Origin of the sequence: Nocardia bovistercoris (genome assembly GCF_015674855.1) — a bacterium.
Classification (GTDB): Bacteria; Actinomycetota; Actinomycetes; order Mycobacteriales; family Mycobacteriaceae; genus Nocardia; species Nocardia bovistercoris.
In genome coordinates, this window is sequence record NZ_JADMLG010000015.1 from 51,264 (window position 1) to 73,228 (window position 21,965).

19 protein-coding genes are annotated in these 21,965 nt (G+C 64.5%); 15 read left to right on the plus strand and 4 right to left on the minus strand.

The window, feature by feature from the left end:
* Window positions 1–448: 448 nt before the first annotated feature.
* The gene (locus tag IT779_RS29300) at window positions 449–1,258 is read left to right on the plus strand and encodes a helix-turn-helix domain-containing protein (protein WP_232542236.1); all 810 of its coding nucleotides are present in this window, start codon (window positions 449–451) and stop codon (window positions 1,256–1,258) included.
* A 1,035-nt stretch (window positions 1,259–2,293) separates the two neighbouring features.
* A complete protein-coding gene (locus tag IT779_RS29305; RefSeq protein ID WP_196152694.1) occupies window positions 2,294–4,147 on the plus strand; it encodes a sigma-70 family RNA polymerase sigma factor in 1,854 nt (617 codons plus the stop codon).
* Window positions 4,148–4,202: 55 nt separating this feature from the next.
* Here IT779_RS29305 and IT779_RS29310 read toward each other — a convergent pair whose 3' ends face one another.
* Both IT779_RS29310 and IT779_RS29315 read right to left on the minus strand, forming a co-directional pair.
* Window positions 4,203–4,538, minus strand: a complete 336-nt coding sequence (locus IT779_RS29310) for a hypothetical protein (protein WP_196152695.1) — start codon at window positions 4,536–4,538, stop codon at window positions 4,203–4,205.
* Complete coding sequence (locus tag IT779_RS29315) at window positions 4,535–4,816, minus strand: hypothetical protein (RefSeq protein WP_196152696.1); 282 nt, start codon at window positions 4,814–4,816, stop codon at window positions 4,535–4,537. The genes IT779_RS29310 and IT779_RS29315 overlap by 4 nt, the downstream gene beginning before the upstream one ends.
* Window positions 4,817–4,957: 141 nt before the next feature.
* Here IT779_RS29315 and IT779_RS29320 point away from each other — a divergent pair, with 141 nt between their 5' ends.
* The 4 genes from IT779_RS29320 (at window position 4,958) to IT779_RS29335 (ending at window position 8,464) form a co-directional block, all read left to right on the plus strand.
* Entirely contained in the window at window positions 4,958–5,140 is a 183-nt protein-coding gene (locus IT779_RS29320) for a DUF6011 domain-containing protein (RefSeq protein WP_196152697.1), read from the plus strand.
* Window positions 5,141–5,355: 215 nt separating this feature from the next.
* Window positions 5,356–5,751 carry a PadR family transcriptional regulator gene (locus IT779_RS29325; RefSeq protein WP_196152698.1) on the plus strand — a complete coding sequence of 132 codons (396 nt, stop codon included), beginning with the start codon at window positions 5,356–5,358 and terminating at the stop codon, window positions 5,749–5,751.
* Window positions 5,748–6,578 (plus strand): hypothetical protein, encoded by an 831-nt coding sequence (locus IT779_RS29330; protein WP_196152699.1) that lies wholly within the window; start codon window positions 5,748–5,750, stop codon window positions 6,576–6,578. Before IT779_RS29325 ends, IT779_RS29330 begins: the two co-directional genes overlap by 4 nt.
* Window positions 6,579–7,564: 986 nt before the next feature.
* Window positions 7,565–8,464 carry a hypothetical protein gene (locus IT779_RS29335; protein ID WP_196152700.1) on the plus strand — a complete coding sequence of 300 codons (900 nt, stop codon included), beginning with the start codon at window positions 7,565–7,567 and terminating at the stop codon, window positions 8,462–8,464.
* Window positions 8,465–8,900: 436 nt separating this feature from the next.
* Here the strand turns inward: IT779_RS29335 and IT779_RS29340 are convergent, their stop codons facing one another.
* Entirely contained in the window at window positions 8,901–9,308 is a 408-nt protein-coding gene (locus tag IT779_RS29340) for a hypothetical protein (RefSeq protein ID WP_196152701.1), read from the minus strand.
* A gap of 686 nt (window positions 9,309–9,994) precedes the next feature.
* Window positions 9,995–10,183, minus strand: coding sequence for a DUF6011 domain-containing protein (locus IT779_RS29345; protein WP_196152702.1), 189 nt, complete (start codon window positions 10,181–10,183; stop codon window positions 9,995–9,997).
* Between the two features lie 230 nt (window positions 10,184–10,413).
* Here IT779_RS29345 and IT779_RS29350 point away from each other — a divergent pair, with 230 nt between their 5' ends.
* The 9 genes from IT779_RS29350 (at window position 10,414) to IT779_RS29390 (ending at window position 21,896) form a co-directional block, all read left to right on the plus strand.
* Window positions 10,414–10,944 (plus strand): hypothetical protein, encoded by a 531-nt coding sequence (locus tag IT779_RS29350; RefSeq protein ID WP_332839026.1) that lies wholly within the window; start codon window positions 10,414–10,416, stop codon window positions 10,942–10,944.
* A gap of 310 nt (window positions 10,945–11,254) precedes the next feature.
* On the plus strand, window positions 11,255–12,469 hold the full coding sequence (locus tag IT779_RS29355; RefSeq protein WP_196152703.1) for a pentapeptide repeat-containing protein: 1,215 nt from the start codon (window positions 11,255–11,257) through the stop codon (window positions 12,467–12,469).
* Window positions 12,470–12,707: 238 nt separating this feature from the next.
* Window positions 12,708–13,715 carry a tyrosine-type recombinase/integrase gene (locus IT779_RS29360; protein ID WP_196152704.1) on the plus strand — a complete coding sequence of 336 codons (1,008 nt, stop codon included), beginning with the start codon at window positions 12,708–12,710 and terminating at the stop codon, window positions 13,713–13,715.
* 288 nt (window positions 13,716–14,003) lie between these two features.
* On the plus strand, window positions 14,004–14,597 hold the full coding sequence (locus tag IT779_RS29365) for a mobilome CxxCx(11)CxxC protein (protein WP_196152705.1): 594 nt from the start codon (window positions 14,004–14,006) through the stop codon (window positions 14,595–14,597).
* A gap of 376 nt (window positions 14,598–14,973) precedes the next feature.
* Entirely contained in the window at window positions 14,974–15,258 is a 285-nt protein-coding gene (locus IT779_RS29370; protein ID WP_196152706.1) for a hypothetical protein, read from the plus strand.
* Window positions 15,259–15,476: 218 nt separating this feature from the next.
* On the plus strand, window positions 15,477–16,076 hold the full coding sequence (locus IT779_RS29375) for an RNA polymerase sigma factor (protein ID WP_196152707.1): 600 nt from the start codon (window positions 15,477–15,479) through the stop codon (window positions 16,074–16,076).
* A 1,075-nt stretch (window positions 16,077–17,151) separates the two neighbouring features.
* Entirely contained in the window at window positions 17,152–17,568 is a 417-nt protein-coding gene (locus IT779_RS29380; RefSeq protein ID WP_232542225.1) for a site-specific integrase, read from the plus strand.
* Window positions 17,569–17,828: 260 nt separating this feature from the next.
* Complete coding sequence (locus tag IT779_RS29385; RefSeq protein WP_196152708.1) at window positions 17,829–20,840, plus strand: Tn3 family transposase; 3,012 nt, start codon at window positions 17,829–17,831, stop codon at window positions 20,838–20,840.
* A 237-nt stretch (window positions 20,841–21,077) separates the two neighbouring features.
* Window positions 21,078–21,896 (plus strand): G1 family glutamic endopeptidase, encoded by an 819-nt coding sequence (locus tag IT779_RS29390; protein ID WP_196152709.1) that lies wholly within the window; start codon window positions 21,078–21,080, stop codon window positions 21,894–21,896.
* The last annotated feature ends 69 nt before the right edge of the window (window positions 21,897–21,965 follow it).

Sequence of the window (21,965 nt, forward strand, 5' to 3'; positions counted from 1 at the left end):
AGTGGCACGGTCCCCGTGCCGAGGTACTGCCTTTTCCTGGAGCGCGAACGCCCCAAGCGAAACGAAGCTCTGAGCTTCCAACCGCGATCGCTCACAGCCGCAGAACTTCGAAACCCCGAACCGGCAATGCTCAGCAAAGCGCTACCGGCGTATTGCATCTCGATCGTAGCTCGTCGATGGCACGCGGAACAGGAGCGGCGGCGCACTCGGTGCCCTTCGCGGCAGCGAGATGGGGCGCGCCGTCCAGCGCGCGCTGTGTGCGGCATCGTGCTCACGGCGCGGACAGTGATATGAATGCACTTGCATTTGCAAGGACATATGCAAGAACATTCAGCCCTCGAGGTGTCAGGATTGAGGCATGAACGTAGAGCATTGGAGCGAGCCTCAAGAGCTGGACGGAACGTGCGGCGGTCCGATTCTCGGAGACGTGCCCACCGTTCTACGGCGGATGCTGGGTTTGCGACTACAGCAGCTACGTAGGGAACGGGGGCTGACTCAACAGCAGGTCGGAGAAAGGATTTGGGCTTCGGGATCGAAGATCAGCCGGATGGAGTCCGGCATGGGCGGGCTCGATCAGCGCGACGTGCTCGGGCTGCTGAAGTTCTACGGAGTCACCGATGTGGTCGAGCACGACAAGTACTTGGCGTTGATACGGCTCGGCGAGCAGCCTGGTTGGTGGCACCGCGACAGCGATTTGCTGCCCAAGGGGTTCGAACTGCTCAGCCTGGAGTCGGCCGCGCGAACGATCCGATGCTACGAGCCTGCGGTGATTCCGGAGCTGTTGCAGACCCCTGAATACGCCAGGGCGACATTGCGGTTGAGGTATCCGCATCGTTCGAAGGCCGAAATCGAGCAGTCGCTCGCGGTCCGACTGCAACGGCAGCGGATCCTGCACGGCGAGAACCCGCCGTATCTGTGGACGCTGATAGAGGAGAGCGCCTTGCGTAAGCAGATCGGGGGGATCGCCGTGTGGCGCGAGCAGATCGATCGGCTTCGGCAGGCGATCGAGTCTGAGCACATCATCGTGCAGATCGTGGGCAAGCAGGTATGCGGTCCCGCTATCGCCGGTGGCGGGTTCGTCTACCTGCGCTTCATCGAACGACTGTTGCCGGATGTCGTGTGTGTGTCGCAGCCGACGAGCACGCTGTACCTGGAGGGGTATACCGATATCCGCTCCTACCTGACCATCGCTGACCGGCTCGCCGTCGAGGCCATGCGTCCCGGTGAAACCGCGGAACGACTTCGCGCGCTGTGTTGAAGAGCGAAGCGAGTTCCTCGGCATCTCTTCGAATAGACCGAGCATGCTCAGAGGCGACCCGCTGCGGTGTGGCCGAGGATCGCCGGACTCCGGAGGTGCCTGTCCGCGCGAGTCGCGACGACACGCGGTGATGAACGGAAGTGGTCTAGGTCACCACAACGTGCACCTGGTCGGAAGAACCCTCGAGTAACTTACGGTCGCTCAGCATACCGTCAGCATCTTTCGTGCGGCGTTTGGTGACCGAGGGGTGCTCCACGCGTGAAGAGCGGGGGATGATTCCCAAAACATCAGGTCTGAAAGGGGATTGATATGACCCGCCGCCCCGAAAACTCTGCCAGGAGCCAAGGCGGCGGGCCATACATAGGTCGGACACGGGAGAACCCGGATCCATTCAGTTACTCGTGCAGAGTAGCCGCCTTTGGACCACTTGTGAGACACATCACATCGAATCGGGGGTGAGGTATGTATCGCCCCGATCGCGCGAGGGTCTCGGTTCTATTGCCCAAACGAAGATCAACAGCAAGAATCCCAGCTGAAGGCAACTTCACGCTTCGCTCAGACCCGCAACTTTGCCAGGAGCCAGGGGTCTGTCCAGCGGAGCACAACTGGGTAATAGGTCGGATACGAGCAGAGGGAGAACCTCTTCAATGCCAAGAAAACCGCACAGCCATGCCTTCGGCCCGCGCCAAGCCGGCGCCGTGTTCACGTTGGTGGTTGCGTCCGCGGCTGATCAGGTCGTTACGAGCGTCCCCGGTCTTCACCTCAACCCTGCGGTGCAGTGGTTATTGCAGAACGGCGGAGTGTGGGGTGCCATCGGCTGGGTCACCGGTGAGTTGGTTCTGTACGCGATGGACGCACGCTACGAGCGGTCCCGCGACGAACCCGACGGCTCGGGGCGCGTGAGCGGCTCGGGCGAACCGCCCGCCACCAGCTCGGATCGGCCGGACGACGATCGTTCGCGGCGTCGGCGTGACGAAGACGACGAAGGTGTCCCCGCTCGTGGGCCTCGCAGACTCTGAGATAACGGATCCACTCATGGGCGAGGACGTCGCATATCAGGCGTTCTTCAAAGAGCACAGAGACGATGTGCTCGTCTTCGTCCAACGCCGCAGGGCGGCCTACAACGCCAACGCCGACGCTGTCGTCGATGTCGGCGAGGTGGTGCAGGAAACGATGTTGGCCGCCCTCGAGGACTGGCCGAGAGTTCGTGCTCTCGGCCAGCCCGGCAGCTGGCTGCGTCGGATCGCCAACAACAAACTGATCGATCAGATCCGACGCGCGACCAAACGCAAGGACATCGACATCCCGTTCGAGGAACTGCAGACCGACCGGGACCCCAGCCCTCCGAGCGGACTGGAATTGGTGTTGGCCCGCGATACTCTCGTTGAAGCGCTGGCGAAGCTGTCCCCGACCCAGCGCGAGATCCTCGACGCGACCATGAGCGGGCTGAGCGTGCACGAGATCGCCGGGCAGATGGGAGTATCGCTCGACGCGGTGTACAAGAACCGCAACCGCGCGCGCCAGATGATCCGCGAGCTCCAGCAACGCTCACACAGCGTGGACGAAACCCCGCTCACCCCGGCGGAGCGCTCCCGCGAACGCGCCCAGGACCGCACCCGCCGCAGCCTCGATACCACCCTCGGCGCCTACGCCGACGAACAACTCGCGCAGCGCTACCCCGAACTCTCGGCCACCTTCGGGCAGCAGCAGATCATCGCCGAGCGCGATCGCCACATCCGACTCTTCGAGCGACTGCTCGAAGAACGCGCACACGCCCTCGGCGACAACCACCCCGACACCGTCTCCGTGCGCGGTGTCCTGGCCCACGCCCTACACGCCGCCGGGCGCCACGACGATGCCGTGCCGCTGCTCGAACAGGCGCTGCGGGACCGAGAACGTGCACACGGATCCACCCACAACAACACCACGGCGATCCGTATCGAACTGGCCGAGGCATTGAGCGCGACGAAACGCCACACCGCGGCCGCGGCGCTGTACGAGCAGATCCACCTCGACCAGAAACGATTCCTCGGCACCTACCATCCCCACACTCTGAGAACTCGCCGACGGCTGGCCGAGGCATACCGCGGCGCCGGTGAGACCTCGCTCGCGATCGCCCACTTCACCCAAGCCCTTGCCGATCACAAACGCATACTCGGCCACTCCCACGACGACACCTTGCGGGTGCGCGCCCAACTCGCTGCCGTCCTGCACACCGACATGCAATACGAGCGCGCCGTACCTCTGCTCGAAGCGGTCCACCGCGACCGCACCCGCAAATTCGGCCCCCACCACCGCTGCACCATCGAAGCGCACAAGCGGCTGGTCGCCGCGCTCACCGAATCTGTCGCCGAATCACTGTACGAGGCGGGCGATTACGAGCGCGCCATCCCTGTGTTCGAGCAGATATTCGCCGGCGGCGAACGACGACTCGGCGCCAACCAGTACCCGGACCTTCGACGCCATTTCGCCGATGCCCTCGAGAAACGGGACCGCCTCCCCGAAGCCCTCATCCACTACACCGAGCTGCGCGATCTGTACCTGGACAAGCACGGTCCCGACCACGACAAAACCCTCAGCAGCCGCCAAGCCGTCGCTCGTGTCCTGATGAAATCCCATGAACTCGAACGCGCGATCACCGAGCGTCAGATGGTCGTCGACGCCTACCGCCGCGTCCACCACTGGTGGCCCACCACCGAGATGTCGGCCCGACTGGACCTGTACAAAGCCCTCATCATCTATCGCGGCATCAGCGAGCAGCGCGAGTACGTGCCGAACGAACAAATGTGGCCCACACAGACCTCGTCTTCCACACCACGACTACCGCGACCCACCCGAAACGCCCGCCGCCCTGCCCGACCGCCCGATATCGCGGCCGAGGCCGCGTAGGGGATCGCACTCTCGACCCAGCACGTCGTTACTGTCAGCGGGACCGCGTGAATTCTCAGGCGGTGCGGCGTGGCGGGATCGAGGCCAGGGCTCGCATGGCGTCGGCGCGGGAGATGGGTTGATCGTCGGACAGAGCGGCCAGCTCGATAGCGGCCCAGTCCCGCAGGAGTTCCGACCAGGTGACGCCGCGGGCTTCGGCTTCGGCGCGGATGCGTTGATGCAGCTCCAGCGGCATACGCAGGGAACGGACCACCATCACCTCCTCGGCCTCGGATTCGGCAAGTACGGGCGGCGCCTCGTCGGCGGGCACGTCCTCCCAGGTCAGGTCAGGGTTGTCCATCAGTGCCTCGACCTGGTCAGGTGTCGGTACCGGATAATGCTGTTCGGTCATCGGCGGGTCTCCTCCCACTGTTGGAACTCAGCCGACTCGACGGCGGTCAACTCCCGCGCCGAGGCGATATGCCATTGCCAGTCCGACACCTGGTAGACACCTACCTTCAGCGCTCTACCGGCGTTCGTGCGACCCCATATGGTCAGGATGGACGCCCCGGTGCCGTCGCGGCCGCGGCGCGGCCACCGTGGACGTTTCCCGGTCAGCACCTGCATCACCTCCCACGGCTCGATGCCGCGCAGACGATCCAGAGCCCAGTCCGGCCAGTCGTAACCCACAACTTCGCATAATACGCGCGTCATACGCGATGTCGGTGCTTCCGACGTCGATCGATGGGGCCCGCACCTCCGGTCGGGCATCCATGTCGGTCCGTCGTGTCACACTCGCGGCGTAACCGTCCGGCCAAAAGGGGAAAACGTATGGCCGCTACCGATGACCGGCCCGAGGTGCGCCTGGTCGCGCACTGCCGCCGCTGCCACGGCTGGCTGCTCTCCCCGCGCTCGGTTGCCGAAGGAATCGGACCGACCTGCGCGATCCGCGAACGCGCCGAACTGCGCGCCGCTGAATCGTCAGCGCTGACCCTGTTCGACATTGCGGCCTGAAGGAACACAGGTCGGTAGTTCGAGACAGATTTCGCGACCCCGCGAGCTGGGAGTTCCTCAGCGACAGCTGACCCGGCCGACTTGGTCCTGAAACCTTGGAATCGAGACATGTGTGGTATGCGACCGCTGTAGACCGCGTAGGACAGATATATCGCGAGTCGACATACCAGCTCAGATCAGTGTCTAATAACGACATACCAGCTAGATTGGTATGCATGGCAGATGAGATACGGATGACGCCGACCACGGTGGTCCTGTTGCGCAGATTCCTCGAAGACGTCGGCAACCCGTTGTTCGGGTTCGAGGCGGTACGTGAGTTCAAGCTCTCGAGCGGCTCGGTCTACCCGACTCTCGCCCGCTTGGAGAAGGCGGGATGGATAGAGGGGCACCTCGAAGACATCGATCCGAAGGTGGAACTGCGTAGGCAACGGCGGTACTACACCATGACACCAAAGGGCGCGGTGGAAGCTACTCGGGCGATGGACCGGTTCACCGCTCGTTACCAGTTGCCTTCATGGACTTCGGGATTGCGCCCTGCCACTGGCAATGCGCTGTCACGGTTGGTTCCTGCCTGGGGAATAGGGCGATCAGCACTTGGCGGTGCGCAGTGAACATCGTGCTGACGGGCCTGCTGACATTCTTGGGATTTCTCACCGTGTTCGGCGTGTATGTGATCAGCAAGGTCATTGCGCATCTGGTAGGTGAGGAGGTGGAGGGCCGTATCAACCAACTCGGCTTCGGGCTGCTGCGCCTGGTGTGTCGTAGGCTGCCCGAGGATCTGCGGGAGGTCTACTACGAGTTCTGGGCGGCCGATCTGGAGGAGTACTACCACAACGCAGAAGAACGCCCGCTGACCAGGTTGTTCTGGTCACTGCGCTTTCCGATTCCGCTGTTGTTCACCGGTCGTGTCTTTGCTCGAATCCAGGATCCGAAATCCTTCGAACCGTCGCAGTCGTGGAGGCGACGCATCTCCTCGGGCGTTGCGATGGGATCGGCGCTCATCCTCGATCGGATAATGCCGAAATCGCGCACACAGTTCGTGGCGAACATCGCGGTCGCACTGTTGGCTGGCTTGTTCTTACCGGCGGTATTGAAGATGTCGGTGGTGGCTTCGGTGCCCGTAGGTCTGGCGACCGGAGGCTACTTGAGCCTGGCCTGGAGCTACTACCGCGCATACGCCAAACTGGATGAACCTGTCGGATCCCCAGAGCACACTGTCGCTATGAGCAGTGAACTAGTACTGGGTCCACCAGACACCCAATCCGACCAGGGAGTGCTTGAAGGGGTCGCGGTATGGGAAGCGAACATGTACACCGCACGCGACAACGGTGATGCGGCGATGATCGCGGCGGCAACGGAATCGTTTCGTAGATTCTGCGGGGAAGCACAGCGTCGTGAGCTGCCGTTTAATGCCCGCAGCTCCGATGCCGAGTTCTGAGTCGCTGATGCGAGCAGCGCTGACCCCCCGACACGCGGCGACGGAAGACATTGCCGCATCGCCAAATTGCTTCGTGCCAGGGCCGCAGTCGCCGGATGGGCGCGACCAGTAGCGCCCATCGCGATTCGGACACGACCGAAACGCCCGGCTCCTCAGGTGGGGCCGGTGGCCAGGCGCCGTGGCTTCGGTGACCAGTGCCCAATGCCCTCGGCGACCGATCGTGGCGAGAGCAGCCAACCGTGGCAGCGGCGGCGCAGTGCGCGACCAGGCGCACCTCGGGCTGGTCATCGGTAGCGGCCATCGTTTTTCCCCTTTTGGCCGGACGGTTACACCGCGAGTGTGGCGCACCGCGGGGTGATCGTCGGCCATGCCACTCCTCCGGCCGGGGGCAGGTACGTCGTGAGTGTGGCACGCCGAACCGACACAGGTCGGTCCGCGCGGATCCAGACGGTGAGCCCCGGTGGCCATGATCAAACGATCACACGCTTACATCGGTGCCCTCGATCGTCTGGGAGTGTGCCGTAAACCGTGCGCTGGCAGGAGGATTCGCGAACAATCGGTGTATGGGCCGCTTTGCCCGACGCCGATGCCCGGTCTGCCGTGTACTGCTCTCCCGTGATGCTCATCCTCGGCGTCGCTACTGTGGCCCGGCGTGTGTGGCTCGCGCGTACCGGGCGCGTCGGCGCCTCGCCCACACCACGACCGCGCATGGAATCCTCTGTCCCGGGTGTGGTCGGCGATTCCAGCCCGGCACCGATGGCCTGCGCGCGGATGCCCGCCATTGCTCGTCGACCTGCCGCCAGCGCGCGCACCGTGGTCGTGAAAAAAGTTCGTGATCATGACGGTAGCCGTGACACTGTCACGGCTACCGTCATGATCAGCGCAAATGCTGTCGGTACCGCTGCCCACACTGGGTCGGAATCTTATTTCTCGAACCCATAGGGGGAGTATCGATGTCGGCCCGCGCCTGGCTGGAACGTGCGATCGTGCCAGGAACCACGGACAAGACCGCGTTGTATGTCTACCTGCCGGAACAGGAGTACCTGGCCCGGCGCTGGCTCAGGCAGGTCCTGGGCCCACGCGTGAAACTCGCGCGCGTCGAGCACCGCGGCGTCGAGGTCTGGAAACTGAATGCCGATCACCTGCTCACCCTGGCCGGATCGGTGGCGAACGCCTACGGGCCCACCAAGATGCGACTCGAGGTCCTGCACACCCGCACATGCGACAGCAGATGCCAGGACGCGACGGAGACCAGGGCGTGGGAGTGCGTGTGCTCGTGCGGTGGTGAGTTCCACGGCAACAACGGGTCCCGTAACGACTGGTATCCGGTCGGGCGGACCACCCTCGTGCGTCACGACAAGACCCGCATCGATCAGCTGATCATCACCGACGGCCAACTTGAGACCCTCAGAAAGGTCCCCCGACCGGCGCGGCCCGCTCCTATCGTCCTCACCCCGCCACCACGAACACCCCACCCCGTCCCGGTCACGCCGCCTACGACCACCCCCGCGCGTCCGACCAGGACCGTGGTTCCCGCTCCGGCTCCTACCCAAGCCTGGTTCGACGATCTCCAACGCGGCCCCGCCGCCGGTTCGCCACCCGGACCCGCCGGTCCACCGCCGGTTCCAGCCCCGATACCGAGGCGCAAGCCGGTGACGGGGTCGATGATGATCGCGGCTGTGCTGCTGCTGGCCGCCGTGGTCGGCGGGATCTGGCTGCTCGCCGACCAGCACCCCTCGACATCTCAACAGGTCATCGACCAGGAAACCATCGAACCCGCCCCGCCACCACAGGAACCGGTCGAGCCGCCGCCCTCACCGGTTCAAGCTGTCACCCCGCCCCCACGGCTCCCCGCTGGCTGCTTTCCCTTTCAAGCTGGCTGCTGACCTGACGCCTCCGGCACGCCCCGCAGCGGGGAGTCTCTCGATCGGTTCTGCCGCGATAGCGAACGGTCCTCAGTTCCCTCTGTGAACCCTCGCGGCAGTCAGATGTTCAGTGCTGCTGCCAGTGGCGTTGCACCCGCAGTTGGTGGCCTGGCAGGACATCTACCGATCCGAGGGGGTGGAATCGTAGCGGCCCAACTCTGGAGGTGGACAGCGTATGGTGCTGAAATGCGGAGTTCGGACGCACACCTTAGGTTTCATCCGATGGTGTGGCGCCTCGTTGTGGGGGTCGCCAGCACCGGTATCGGGATGCTGGCCGGGGCCGTATTCGGAGCCCTCGCCTTCGGCCGGGGCACCCTCGGCGCCGAGATCACCGTCATCTCGGCTGTCCTCGGAACGGTCGCTTTGTCCGCCATCGGTGCACGACACAGCAGCGCGGTCATGCCGCTGAAGTCGTATCGGGCGCGGGCGGTGCTGCCTCATCGGGCGGCGGAGAACCCTTCTCATTGCTCGCGGCGAGCGACTTGAAACGACTCACCGCCTTCAGCGCGTAACGGCCTAGTGTGACCGACCCGAGAACCGTACTCGCGCTACCACCGAGAACCCCCAACCCCACCGCCATGTGGAACGGCAGGCCCGCGACGTACACCGCCGCCGCGATCCCCGCCGCGAAGACAGCGAAGGCCACGCCCGCCACCAGTAGCACCAGGACCAGGGTCGACCGCAGCAACTTGACCAGGTTCATGTAGTAGGGGTGGGTCTCGCCGGTTGTCGCGCGCGTCAGCTGCCGATCCACGAGATCGATCACGCTGTCCGGCGTCTGGCTGATCCGCGGTGTCGTCGCCACCGTGTCAGCGCGCGGCCGGGACACCCTCGTCGGGATGTCCGGCGGATGCTGGCCAGGCACGTCGGCGGGAACAGCTGACGAGGGAGCACCTGCTCCTCTGTCACGGTGGCCACCGCGTCGCCGTCTGCCGGGCGACGAAGTCCTGGTCTCGGATTCGGGCATAAAAACCAGAAAGCCCCGATGCACCAGCACCGGGGTAGGACCCAATTTGTCAGCAAACTAGCAGAAGGCACCGACACGAAACGCCCCGCAACCCGAGGTTCCACACTGACTTCTGGGTAACAGACGTGAGAGTCAAGGCTCTGAACAGGCAATTAAGACTAAAATGTGAAATACATCACAATGCGTGAAAACCTTGGTGAAGTGTTCGTTGTCAACGGACATCGGGAACTGTCCGCTGGCATTCGTCGGCGCGCCCGGAGTGATCAGACATGCCCATCCAACGCCACCATCTCGGTCGTGCGTCCTGCTCCGCTCGGGTTGATCGTTCGCGACATAGCGGCAACCCAGCCCCATTTACCGCACCCTCGTCGTGGGCTACCTGTTCGGCGCCCACCGCGGCAAGAAGAACCACACCTAGCCGACTGGTCAGTGGTCAACCGGCGAGGCTGTCGCAGCCTCGCCGGTTTGTGGTGGTGGTCCCTGTCCACTTCCCCGATGTCGTGCCGCTCGGGCTATCTCGATGGTCAGGCAGCCCGCTCCGAGATATCGAACAGCGTCAACGTCTGTTCGGATCCCGCGCGTTGTTCGGCGCGTTCACGCATCGCGCAGGTCGGCCCGATGCCCTCGGCGACCGATCGGGGCGAGAGCAGCCAACCGTGACAGCGGCGGCAGTGCGCGACCAAGCGCACCGTGGGGCGATCGTCGTCGGCCATAGCGCTCCTCCGGCCAGGGCGGGTACATCGTGAGTGTGGCACGCCGAACCGACACAAGGATTCGAGACATTCCGACCGGGGGATTCGTCGGTACCGCGCGGTAGCTCTCGGTGCCTGTCTCGAATCCTTGGCTATGAGACGGCATCTCGATGTCGGAGCCCCTCGTGGCACTGTCGGAGGTGCATGAAAGATTGAGCCTGTCGAAATTGAGCGTTTAGGAGGGTGTAGAGGTGGGTAACAGCGGCTTCAGGATCAACAAGCAGGGCATTCGCAACATGGCGCGCGAGATCGAACGGGAGTTCGCGAAGAACCCGATCCGCGTGCCGGTCGAAACCGAGTACGACGGTGTCTATCCCGCTGTCGGATCGGTAACCAACTACCACGGCCCAGTTGTCACGGTCACCGGCGATAACGCACAAATCGCGTGGGACAACGACACCGTGAATCAGGGCCAGAACCGCAGCGAACAGATCGCTCCCGGCTACGAGCAGTTGGCGGCAACCCTCGCCGAACTGCTGGCCAGCCTGCCCTCGCTTCCTCTCGATGACGACGACGAAGCCGAGGTACGCACAAACGTCGACACCGTGCTCGCCGAAGTGGTCGAAGAAGAGCCGAACCAAGGTCGCATCAAGCGCGGTCTGACAATGATCAAGGGATTGCTCTCACCCATCGCCACCAGCGCCATCGAGGCTGCGAGCGAGGAAAGCGCCGAGATCGCCCGCACCGTCATCCAGGACCTGGGCTCCTCCCTCCCGTTCTGAGCACTGGCAACGAACGCTCTGGCCGCCGGTAGGCACCAAGGAAACGGGCGTCATCGACGGTCAGAATTCCGCCGCGCCCTCTTCCTCTCCCTGCTGATTCGTGTCCTCGCTACCACGCGCTCCTACTTCAACCGGGACATGGCCGCGTACAAGACCGCTATGAACAGCGGGTGCTATCCGCTGGACCGCACCTTCTACACCGCACCCCGCTGATCGAATAGCCCGTCTCGTCTCATCCACTGCCCCGGATAGTGGGGCCATACCTGTGGACTACTGGCTGGTAGGAGGCGGGGTCGCGCACAATCGTGCGATGGCCGGGAGGGTGAGCGCGGTTCGCGCACAGGCACGTACGACCCCAACCACCGCGCTGCGCGCGCGGCTGAGCAGGGAGTCCCGCGCGGCGATCGGGCGCCGCGCGGGACGGATCCGGTTGCTGCCTGCGGTCCTGCTCGCCCTGACCGCGGGGCTCGGGGTGGCGGCCGCCGCGTACGGGTTCCTGCGCTGGATCACCCCGGTCGACGCGAGCAAGGCCGCCGCCGAGATCGACGTCACCCGCGTCGCGTTGACCGTCGTCGCCGGAGTCGGTGGCGTCGTCGCCCTGGTCATCGCCTACCGGCGCCAGCGCGACCTGGAGCAGTCCCGGTTCGTCGAACGCTTCGGCGCCGCGGCCGCGCAGCTCGGTGCGACCGATGTCGCGGTCCGCATCGCGGGGGTGTACGCGATGGCCGGTGTCGCCGACGAATCCGAGGGCCTGCGCCGCCAGCAGTGCATCGACGTGCTGTGCGGGTACCTGCGCCTGCCCTATGACGCAGAACACGGCGCCAGTGGTCGTACAAAACTCGTGGTCAAGGCCCCCCGTGTCGAGCGCGGTCGAGTTCGCGGGGAGACCGAGGAGCACGTCGAGTACCGGCAGAACGACCGCGAGGTCCGCGCCACCATCGTCCGCGTCATCGCCGACCACCTGCGGCCGAAAGCCGAGTACAGCTGGTCGACAAGTAATTTCGACTTCCGAACTGCCCACCTCGAAGACGTCGATCTCAGCGACACCACATTCTCCGGTGACGCCTTGTTCGACGGGGCGACTTTCTCCGGTGACGCCTTGTTCGAAGGAGCGACTTTCTCCGGTGACGCCTTGTTCGAAGGAGCGACTTTCTCCGGTGGCGCCGGGTTCGGCAGGGCGACTTTCTCCGGCTACGCCTGGTTCGTCGGGGCGACTTTCTCCGGTGACGCCAGGTTCGTCGGGGCGACTTTCTCCGGTGGCGCCGGGTTCGGCAGGGCGACTTTCTCCGGTGGCGCCGGGTTCGGCGGGGCGACTTTCTCCGGCGGCGCCGTGTTCGATGAGGCGACCTTCTCCGGCGGCGTCGGTTTCTTGAGGGTGGATTTCGGTGCCGAGACCGTCAGTTTCGCCAGCCCGAAGCAGTGGGGTCCTCCGGCACCGAGGTTCGATTGGGGGCAGGATGTCAGCCAGAAGCCCGTCAACGTCGAACCGCAGGACTGGCCGCCCACCTCGGCGTCGGCCTCGTAGCCACTCGGGGAGCGTCGTTCTCCGACTGCTATTTCCCGGGAAGAGGGATGTGACCGGTCGTACGTCGAGCGAATCGATGATGCGTCGGCAAGGGAACGTGCCGTCCGGGATTCCCCACCTTGCCCCAGATAACGGGCTGTTATCCGGGGTAACATCGGAACCGTCCTGCGGCGACACCGTCGCGACACGACGTGAAGCGGCCCCGTTATCCGGGGCAAGCACCGACGAGGGGAATCCGATGGCCGCCACCGTGACCCGACTGCGCACCACACCGGCGCGCACCCTGCGCACCGCCGCCGACGCGTACCTCGACACCATCGCCTCGCCGAATACCCGCCGCGCCTACGGCATCGCCATCGTCAAGACCGTCGACGCCCTCGACGGCCGCGGCGAGGACGGGCCGATCGGGCACAGCCGCGCCCTGGACACGGTCGACGACGCCGAGGTCGGCGCCGCGCTCGAAACCCTGTGGGGCAGTGCGGCGGTCAACACCTGGAACGCGCGCCGCGCCGCGGTCGCGAAATGGCTGTCCTGGTGCGCCGAACAAGGCTGGACCGCACCGAAGGTGCCCGCCTCGGCCGGACGCTCGACCCCGCCGGACTCCGACACCCCCGTCCGCTCACGCACCGCGATCGACCGACTCATCGGCCGCCGCGACATCCACGTCCGCGAGAAGACCCTGTGGCGGATGCTCTACGAAACCTGCGCCCGCACCGAAGAACTCCTCCAGCTCAACATCGAAGACCTCGACCTCACGGGCCGCAGCGCGGCCGTGAAGTCCAAGGGCGCCAAACCCCGCACCCGCCGACGCGGCGCCACCCACCACGAGCACGTCCTGCAGAACGTGTACTGGGACGCGGGCACCGCCCGCCTGCTGCCCCGGCTGCTGCGCGACCGCACCCGCGGGCCGGTGTTCGTGGGCCACCGGCGTCCCGGGCCCGGGAAATACCTCGGCGACCGGGACCTGTGCCCCGACACCGGCCTGGCCCGGCTGTCCTACGACCAGGCCCGCGACCTCCTCGACGCCGCCACCGCCACCGACGGCACCGGAACCGGCTGGGATCTCCACGAACTCCGGCACTCGGGCCTCACCCACCTCGGAGAATCCGGGGCGAGCCTGCTCGAACTCATGGCCAAGTCGAGGCACCGCAAACCTGAGAACCTGCGCCGCTACTTCAAACCGTCCCCGCAAGCGATGCGCGATCTCACCGCGCTGCTAGGCCCTGGGGCAGACCGGCGTCGCTGACCGTCAACCACCCCACCGGGAGAGTTGTTTCGCTGAGCAGCAGTTCTGGCTGTCGAATTGCAGCCTTTCGAGGGTCAACTCCCTGCGGAAGGCCACTGCGGTGACACGGGCGCGAACCCTCTCGGCCAGATAGTCTGGCCTCCGATGAGGCCAGACCAGCGGGTCGCCGGGGTGGCCGAGACCTGCACCATCCAGCAGTTGATCGCCGAGCCTCGCGCCGGTATCACCAACCATCCATCCAGGTGTCCTGCCGATTACGCGATCCACGGTCGTGCAAACTGAACAGCCATGACGCAGCCTGGACCAACGCTCTCTGAACAACTCCGAGATAAATCCTGGGATGGCGCGCTACACGCATTCGCGACCTCGGCCATCTTCAGCCGCCGGTCCAACGCACTCGACCGCCGCTTGAAGTTGTTGAACTTCTCCACTCTCGCTCCTCCTGTCGCCGTGGGCGGCATCGCTCTCGCTGGCATCAAGGACCAGGGCTGGTTCTTGCTGATCATGAGTGTGGTCACTGTGCCTATCGCGATCGCGAGCCTCTGGGCAGTCATCGCCGCATGGCAGAAATCGGAAGCCGCCGCCGTGCAATCCGAGGTAGCCAACCTCGAAATTCACGACGAGTACCTGGCACTGGCTGAGCGTCCCCCCACCGACGAGGCCGAGTTCCAACGCCGGTTCGATCTGGTGGCCACCCGGGATCAAGCTCAGCGCAACCGCGACCTCGGCGAGAACGTCGCTGGCCGAGAAAAGAGATTTGGCATGCGAGCGGCGTTGCGGCAACGAGGAAAGAAGTGCGTCGACTGTAATTTGGTCCCGACCAGCATGAAACCGACGAAATGTGGAGTGTGTGGTGACTTCCCCAAACGGTGGCAGCGCTAGCCGCGTCGCCCGTGTTCTTCTCGGCTACACCCGCCTGAGCTCCAGCGAACAGAACGACTTCATCTCACAACTGAACGACTACATCCAGGCCAACCCGCAGCAACAACTGACCAAGGCGAACGGCTTCTCGTACACGGCGACCCGAATGAATGTCGGGCCTACCGGATCGAACTGCACCTGCTGCGGAAAATAGATCGGCACCCGAGCTGTGGATGGCTGGTCACCGGACTGTCAGTGTCTGGTGACCAGCTCGCAGCACAATCCCGGGCCAGCCGCGATGACAAGCTGCCCCATCCTCAGCTGGCCACCGGTTATCCCCACTGTCGGATAACAGCCCATTGTCTGCGGTAACTCCTTAGCGCCGGATCGGGCGGAAATGCTCCTCGACCCCCTACTCGGGCCCGGACACCAACCGGCGCTGACCAGCGGCTACGCCATATCCGTTGATTTTTCAGCGGTCCGGAACCCCGATGAGCTGGATGCGGAGTGGCAGCCGACCACCGGCGCCGCGCAGGTCCGCGCCATGATCGCCGACCGGCTCGCCCGTAGCCGCTTGTACTCCTACGAGCAGGCCGACGAGGTCGGCCAGGTACTGGCGGGGATGCCGATCGAGCTGCCGGAGCGTTTCGCCGCGCCGCATAACTTGCGATCTGGCCGCTGAACAGGGGGCAGGTAGGGGCGCCCCCGGTACTGATGTCGCCGTGCTAACGCCGTACCTCCCGGGGGCGGAGAAAAATTCTTCGATGGGGGTGGAGATCTCAGGGGTACTGGTCGTAGATACAGGTGAGGCCGCTCATTCCCTGCGGTCTCGCGGCCCGTGGCGGGCCGCATCTTCCTGTTGCGGCAGGCCGGATGCGGGTCGGCCCGGCGCAGTGAAGTGTGGAGGTAGACATCGATGTTGGTCACTTGCCATCGTCGACGTGCAACCAGCAGGACGGCAACCCCGGTACGGAAGGGCTGCCTCTGATGACCCGCAGAGCGGAGTTCGAGAGATTCAGTCGTGAGACGACCAAACCTCTCCTCAGATACACACTCTGGCGATGCGGCAATGAAAGACTGGCCGAGGACCTTCTTCAAGAAGCCTTTCTGAAATTGTGGAAAGGTCAGGGTCCGTTAAAAATAAGCCACATGTACACTATCTTGAATAGTGTCTTCTATGACTATTTGAGAAAACTCGGCCGTCAACCTCCGGGTAGCTATGTCGGAGACTTCGCGGGTATAGAGCCCATCGAAGTTGAAAATTTGGTTCTCGAAGGCGACTACGAGGTACGTGAGGCGATCTGGAGCCTGTCTGCCGTACAGCAGACGGTTGTCTACCTGCGTTATTACCAGGAAATGACGCCGGACGATATCGCGAAGGAAATCGGATATCAACCGGACCAGGTGAGTAGGTACTTGTATCGCGCCCACGCGAAACTTCAGAAGAAGCTGAGCAGACATGCGAAGAATCGGACGAAGAAGCGTCGGGCCACTATGTAGGCGGGAAGGGACCCGTGGACGTTGAAAAGCGCCTTGCCGCGGATGCCCGAGCCCTTGACGAACAGGTCGCACGTATAGATATCGACCGTGTCGTACAGGGAATCATGGCAGCCGTTGACGCCCTCGACGACTCCGACGACCCAGCCTCCAACCAAGAATCGGGCACGGCGCCCATTTTGAACGGACGCCGTGCCCGCCTTGGGCTCGCACAGACGAGCCGGAGCGTGAATCGAATTTGGGGTAGTAAATAGCCGTAGGGCTGATGATCCAGAAAGGTAAACCCCTGCTCCTGTGAGTGCCCGTACGTACTCTATGCAGCAGCTAAATGACTTATCGCCACTCTGAACGAGCCGGAATACAGGGAATCGGGTAGCAGCGCCGCTGCTCCTGTACAGCAGTAGACAACGGAGAACAACAAAACCGGAAATCGCATGATGGAATGCAGAAAACGTTTCCGCGAGCACATGTTCGAACTGTTCGAAATGTCATATGACCACGATACGAAAGGAATGTCATGATGCTGTCCGAAGCATCCTTGATCATGGCGGCGATCTGCCTCGTCATTGCCTGGCTCGCTGCACCCGTTACGGTGTTCCTCCGAGCCGCAGTCGCCGCGCTGGCATCTGCGGAGGGAGAAGCCCCGGTCAGGAGGAAGCCCCACCTGATCAGCCGAGGCTGGTCCAGGAGGCAACTGGCCCCTGCATTGCTCGCCTGAGTAGGTTGCGTCTACTCAGTTGACGATGTGGTGCTGTAATTATGACGAGAGGGCCTGAGGTCTGATCACGTCAGTGGAATAGAAGATGGCCGGGTGCTGAAGCACCCGGCCATCTTTTTCTATATCACCCCCATTTCCTGCAACTTCACGAACACCTTGGGGCCGAGGAGAGCCACGCTGGCCGCTCCCGTTCCACTCGCCCAGATCAGTCGCAGAACTTTGTAAGCGTCAGCACGTTGTCGAGCATCCGGGCACGAAATTGCCACATGCGCCGAATATGCAACGAGGGAGCCGACGAAAATGACGTAACCGACGATGAACCACACCGACATTGCTCGGCCTTTCGAAAGTAGCGTCGCAATGAATTACGTCCGTCGGCGAGAGAATCTCCACCCCCGACCGAAGCTACACCGACAACAACGGGCATCGCGCGGATGTTTTCCAACATCTACAGCGCGTATCCGGGGTCGAGACTGCTCGACGGCCCCTACGAAACCACTGCCCGACACCGGCCTGGCGCGGCTGTCCTACGACCAGGCCCGCGACCTCCTCGACGTCGCCACCGCCACCGAAGGCCCGGGTACCGGCTGGGATCTGCACGAACTGCGGCATTCGGGCCTGACCCACCTCGGGGAGTCCGGTGCGAGCCTGCTCGAACTCATGGCCAAGTCGCGGCACCGCAAACCCGAGAACCTGCGCCGCTACTTCAAACCGAGCCCGCAGGCCATGCGCGACCTCACCTCACTGCTCGGGCCGAGAGCCGACCGCCACCGCTGACCAGTGGTTACCCGAACTTCGTTGTTTCTGCCAGTCAGGAACCCCCGCCGCACCCGCGAATGCCACACCTGCGGTGCGGTGATCTACACCCCGCTCACCCTGAAGGGGTCGCGGTAGAACTCGCCGAAAATCCAACGAGGTTTGGTGATCTTCGCTGATAGCGGGGGTGGTCGGGTTGTTCGGGATGCGGGGTTGGGTGGGCGCTGCTTGGGTGGGTGGCGGCGAGGGTTTGTTCGGTGTGGGTGGAGGCTGGGTTTTCGATGGCGACGCGGGTTTTCGCGGATGAGGAGTTGGCGCGTCTGCGTGAGTTCCCGGAGATCGGTCGGGAGGAGTTGTTCCGGTTCTTCACGTTGACTTCGGCGGATGTGGCGTTCGTGGCTCCGCAGGGGCGTGGGGCGGGTGTGCGGTTGGGGTTGGCGGTGATTTTGTGCAGTTTGCCGTGGTTGGGGTTTGTTCCGGACAGGGTCGCCGACGCGCCGCCGGTGGCGGTGGCGCGGTTGGCTGGCCAGTTGAATGTCGATGTGGCGCAGTTGCGTTCGTATGGCCGTCGCGCGCAGACCCGTAGTGAGCATGTGCGGTTGGTCGCGCAGTATCTGGGTTGGCGGGCGGCGGGGGCGATGGAGCTGAAGGAGTTGGACGAGTTCCTGCTGGCGCGAGCGTTGGAGCACGATTCCCCGACGCTGTTGTTCCGGTTGGGGTGTGAGTACCTGATCTCGGCGCGGGTGATCCGGCCGGGCCCGGTGACGCTGGTGGAGCGGGTCGCCCACGCTCGGGCCCAGGCTCAAGCCGAGACCTACGACCGGCTCGCCCACGAGTTCACTGCCGAGCGGTGTGCGCAGTTGGATGGGTTGCTGGTCAACGACGCCTCGATCGGGATGTCGCGGTTGCGCTGGCTTGCGACCGGGCCGGTGGAGGCGTCGGCGTCGGCGGTGCGCGCGGAGGTGGACAAGCTGGAGTTTCTGCGCGGGATCGGCGCCGAGGAGTTGGATATGTCGGTGCTGCCCGCGGAGCGGCGCCGGTTCCTGGCCACGATGGGGCGCCGGTTGACCGGCCAGGCCCTCGAACGGCGTGATCCGCAGCGGCGGTATCCGATCTTGTTGACGGTGTTGGCGCAGTCGGGCACCGATGTGCTCGATGAGGTGGTGGGGTTGTTCGATCAGGCGATCTCGGCGAAATTCGGTGCCGCCGAACGCCGTATGCAACAGGAACTGGCCGAGCGCGGCAAGACCGGCGAGGACCGCCAGGGGTTGCTGGACGATCTTCTGGCGATCGTCACCGATCTCGGGATCGGCGACGAGCAGATCGGTGGGCTGATCCGCGGTGAGCGGATCGGGTGGGAACGGCTACGCGCGGCGATCGCGCAGGCCAAACCCCGATTGCCGCGTGATCACGGGCATCTGGCCGCACTGGATGGGTCGTATTCGTATCTGCGGCAGTTCACTCCAGCGGTGTTGTCGACGGTGCGGTTCGCGGGTGGGACCGCGGCGACGGAGTTGTTGATCGCGGTGCACATGCTGCGTGAGTTGAACGCGACCGGCGCCCGCAAGGTCCCCGAGCAGGCTCCGGCCGGGTTCGTGCCGACGAGGTGGCGCGGCTACCTCGAGGAGGCCCGCAAATCCGGTAGCGCCACCGCGTATCGGCACTACTGGGAGCTGTGCGTGCTGCTCGGGTTGCGGGACGGTCTGCGCAGCGGGGACGTGTTCGTGCCCGGCTCACGTCGCTACGCCGACCCGGCCGCCTACCTGCTCACCTCGCAGCAGTGGGAACCGCAGCGGGGCGAGTTCTGCCGTCTGGTCGGCAAATCCGCCGACCCCGCCCAGGCCCTGGCCGCGGCGACCGACGAACTGCACACCGCGGTCGCCGAGTTGGAGGCCGTCCTTGCCGGCGGTGACGGCCCGGTGCGCCTGGACGAGGCCGGGGATCTGGTGATCTCGCCGTTGACCGCCGAGGACGTCCCGGCCGAGGCAATCGCGTTGAAAGCCGAGCTCACCGAAATGTTGCCGTTCGCCCCGAACGTGTCGCTTCTCATCGAGCTGGACAAACGCACCGGCTACCTGGACTGCTTCACCCACGCGAGCGGTAAACAGGCCCGCACTCCGGAATTGAAACGTAACCTGATCGCGGTGCTGCTCGCGTACTCGACCAACCTCGGACTCACGAGGATGGGTGAGGCGTGCGGGATCTCCTACGACATCCTGGCCTGGACCTCGGAGTGGTATGTGCGCGAGGAAACGCTGCGGGCGGCGAACCTGGCCATCATCGACTACCACCAACGCCTGCCGCTGACCACGGTGTTCGGCGCCGGAACACTGTCCTGCTCCGACGGGCAGCGCTTCCCGACACGAGGCAAGTCGATCACCGCCCGCGCGCTGAGCCGCTATTTCGCCAACGAGGGACTGTCGACCTACACCCACGTCACCGACCAGCACGCCACCTACGGCACGAAGATCATCGTCACCACCCGCCGCGAGGCCCACTACGTGCTCGACGAGATCCTGGGCAACGCCACCGATCTCCCGATCACCGAGCACGCGACCGACACCCACGGGGTCACGCTGGTGAATTTCGGGTTGTTCGACCTGCTCGGGATGCAGCTCTCGCCCCGCATCCGGGACCTGGGCCGCATCACCCTCTACCGGCCGGGCCCGCGCGCCGACGCCGAGACCAAGTTCCCGCGCACGGGGCCGCTGATGACGCGCAAACTGAACATGGAACTGATCGCCGAACACTGGGACGACCTGCTCAGGTTGGCGGGGTCGTTGAAGTTCGGGCACGCCACCGCTTCACTGCTGGTCGGGAAACTCTCGGCGTCGGGCCGCCAGAACGCCCTGGCAGCGGCGCTCAAGGAGTACGGGGCGCTACGACGCACGATCTACGCCGCGAAATACCTCGCCGACCCGGACTATCGGCGCAAGATCTCCCGACAACTCAACAAGGGCGAATCCCTGCACGCCCTGCGCCGCGACCTGCTCTACGCCCACGAAGGCATGATCCGCGCGCGCCACCTCGACGGGCAGACCGAACAAGCCTGGTGCCTCACCCTGGCCACCAACGCCGTGATCGCCTGGACCACAGAATATTACGGTCTCGCCGTGGAACAGATGCGCCGGACCGGGCGCCGAATCGATGACGATGTGCTCGCCCATATCAGTCCGGCCCACAGCGAGAACATCAATTTCTTCGGCGCGATCGAAGTCGACATCGACGCCGAACTAGCTCAACTCGGCCCAACGGGCTATCGGCCGCTGCGGGTGCGCGACACTCTGTTCTGACCACCCCGGCCTCTTGCCCAGACAGCTGCGAACAAGCCGCCTGCCTTTCAGGCCAAGTCAGTTCTTGCAGATAAGGGTTGACCGACCGAATTTCGGGCGGATATGTCGCAGTCGGCCGAAAACCGCAGACTGTGTCAGCGGTAGGCAGCACCGGAATGTCAGTGAGGCTCTCGGGGGCCTGCGGTGGTTTGACGTATGCGGCAGGAACGCCACCGTGTTCAACCTAGGGTTGTGGGTGTGAAACGAATTGCCGCCCTTGGCCTTGCGTTGATGACACTCTCCTTCGGCGGGCCCGCCTCGGCCGTGCCCGCCCCACCGCCGCAACTGACACCCGGGCCTCAGGTCTACAGCGGCTACGGAGCCGCCGCACCCTCGTTCACCACCATCACCGCCCACTGGACACATCCCGAGGTGATCTGCCCGCCCGCCATCTCCGGAGTCCTGGGCGGCGTCACCAACACCATTGTCACCGGCTCGTCGATGCTGAAGATCCCCGGCCTGCTCGCGATCCCCGAAGCCGCCATCAACACCCTTGTCATCCCGCACATGGGTGCCTGGATCGGCATGGTCGGCACCAACGAATCCAACCAGCGCACCCTCATCCAAACCGGCACCGGCGCGCTCTGCGTCGACGGCGTCGCCCACCACACCGCGTTCTTCGCCGCCCCGTCCTTCGGCGACCAATCCGGACTTCCTGTCCCGGACCCCGGCACCCCCGGAACCACGTGGGACGACCCACCCATCTATCCCGGCGACGACCTCACCGCCACCATCACCTGGGACGGGCAATCCACCTACCGGCTCACTCTCGCCGACACCACCCAGGGCTGGAACTACGGCGCCACCTACCACAGCCCGGTGACCCCCACCGGTGCCCTGGCCGTCGTGGAGGCCATCCCCTACAACGTGCCCGGCTTCAGTCCCGTCACCTTCACCGACGTCGCCGCGGACGGGAAACCTCTCGACACCTACGACGTCCGGCCACTGGCGATCGATGGACCACGCATCAATCCCACCCCCCTGACCGGGACATCGTTCACCGTCCCATCACCCTGACCACCGGTGTGATTGCAGCACCCCGCCCTCCGACATAAGAAATCACGCGCATCGCGCCTGGGGCTGTTG

Coding starts and splice junctions, on each gene's coding strand:
- IT779_RS29300 (WP_232542236.1), top strand. CDS start 449: ATGCTGGGTTTGCGACTACAGCAGCTACGTAGGGAACGGGGGCTGACT.
- IT779_RS29305 (WP_196152694.1), top strand. CDS start 2,294: ATGGGCGAGGACGTCGCATATCAGGCGTTCTTCAAAGAGCACAGAGAC.
- IT779_RS29310 (WP_196152695.1), bottom strand. CDS start 4,538: ATGACCGAACAGCATTATCCGGTACCGACACCTGACCAGGTCGAGGCA.
- IT779_RS29320 (WP_196152697.1), top strand. CDS start 4,958: ATGGCCGCTACCGATGACCGGCCCGAGGTGCGCCTGGTCGCGCACTGC.
- IT779_RS29325 (WP_196152698.1), top strand. CDS start 5,356: ATGGCAGATGAGATACGGATGACGCCGACCACGGTGGTCCTGTTGCGC.
- IT779_RS29345 (WP_196152702.1), bottom strand. CDS start 10,183: ATGGCCGACGACGATCGCCCCACGGTGCGCTTGGTCGCGCACTGCCGC.
- IT779_RS29355 (WP_196152703.1), top strand. CDS start 11,255: ATGGCCGGGAGGGTGAGCGCGGTTCGCGCACAGGCACGTACGACCCCA.
- IT779_RS29360 (WP_196152704.1), top strand. CDS start 12,708: ATGGCCGCCACCGTGACCCGACTGCGCACCACACCGGCGCGCACCCTG.
- IT779_RS29365 (WP_196152705.1), top strand. CDS start 14,004: ATGACGCAGCCTGGACCAACGCTCTCTGAACAACTCCGAGATAAATCC.
- IT779_RS29370 (WP_196152706.1), top strand. CDS start 14,974: ATGCTCCTCGACCCCCTACTCGGGCCCGGACACCAACCGGCGCTGACC.
- IT779_RS29380 (WP_232542225.1), top strand. CDS start 17,152: ATGAATTACGTCCGTCGGCGAGAGAATCTCCACCCCCGACCGAAGCTA.
- IT779_RS29385 (WP_196152708.1), top strand. CDS start 17,829: ATGGCGACGCGGGTTTTCGCGGATGAGGAGTTGGCGCGTCTGCGTGAG.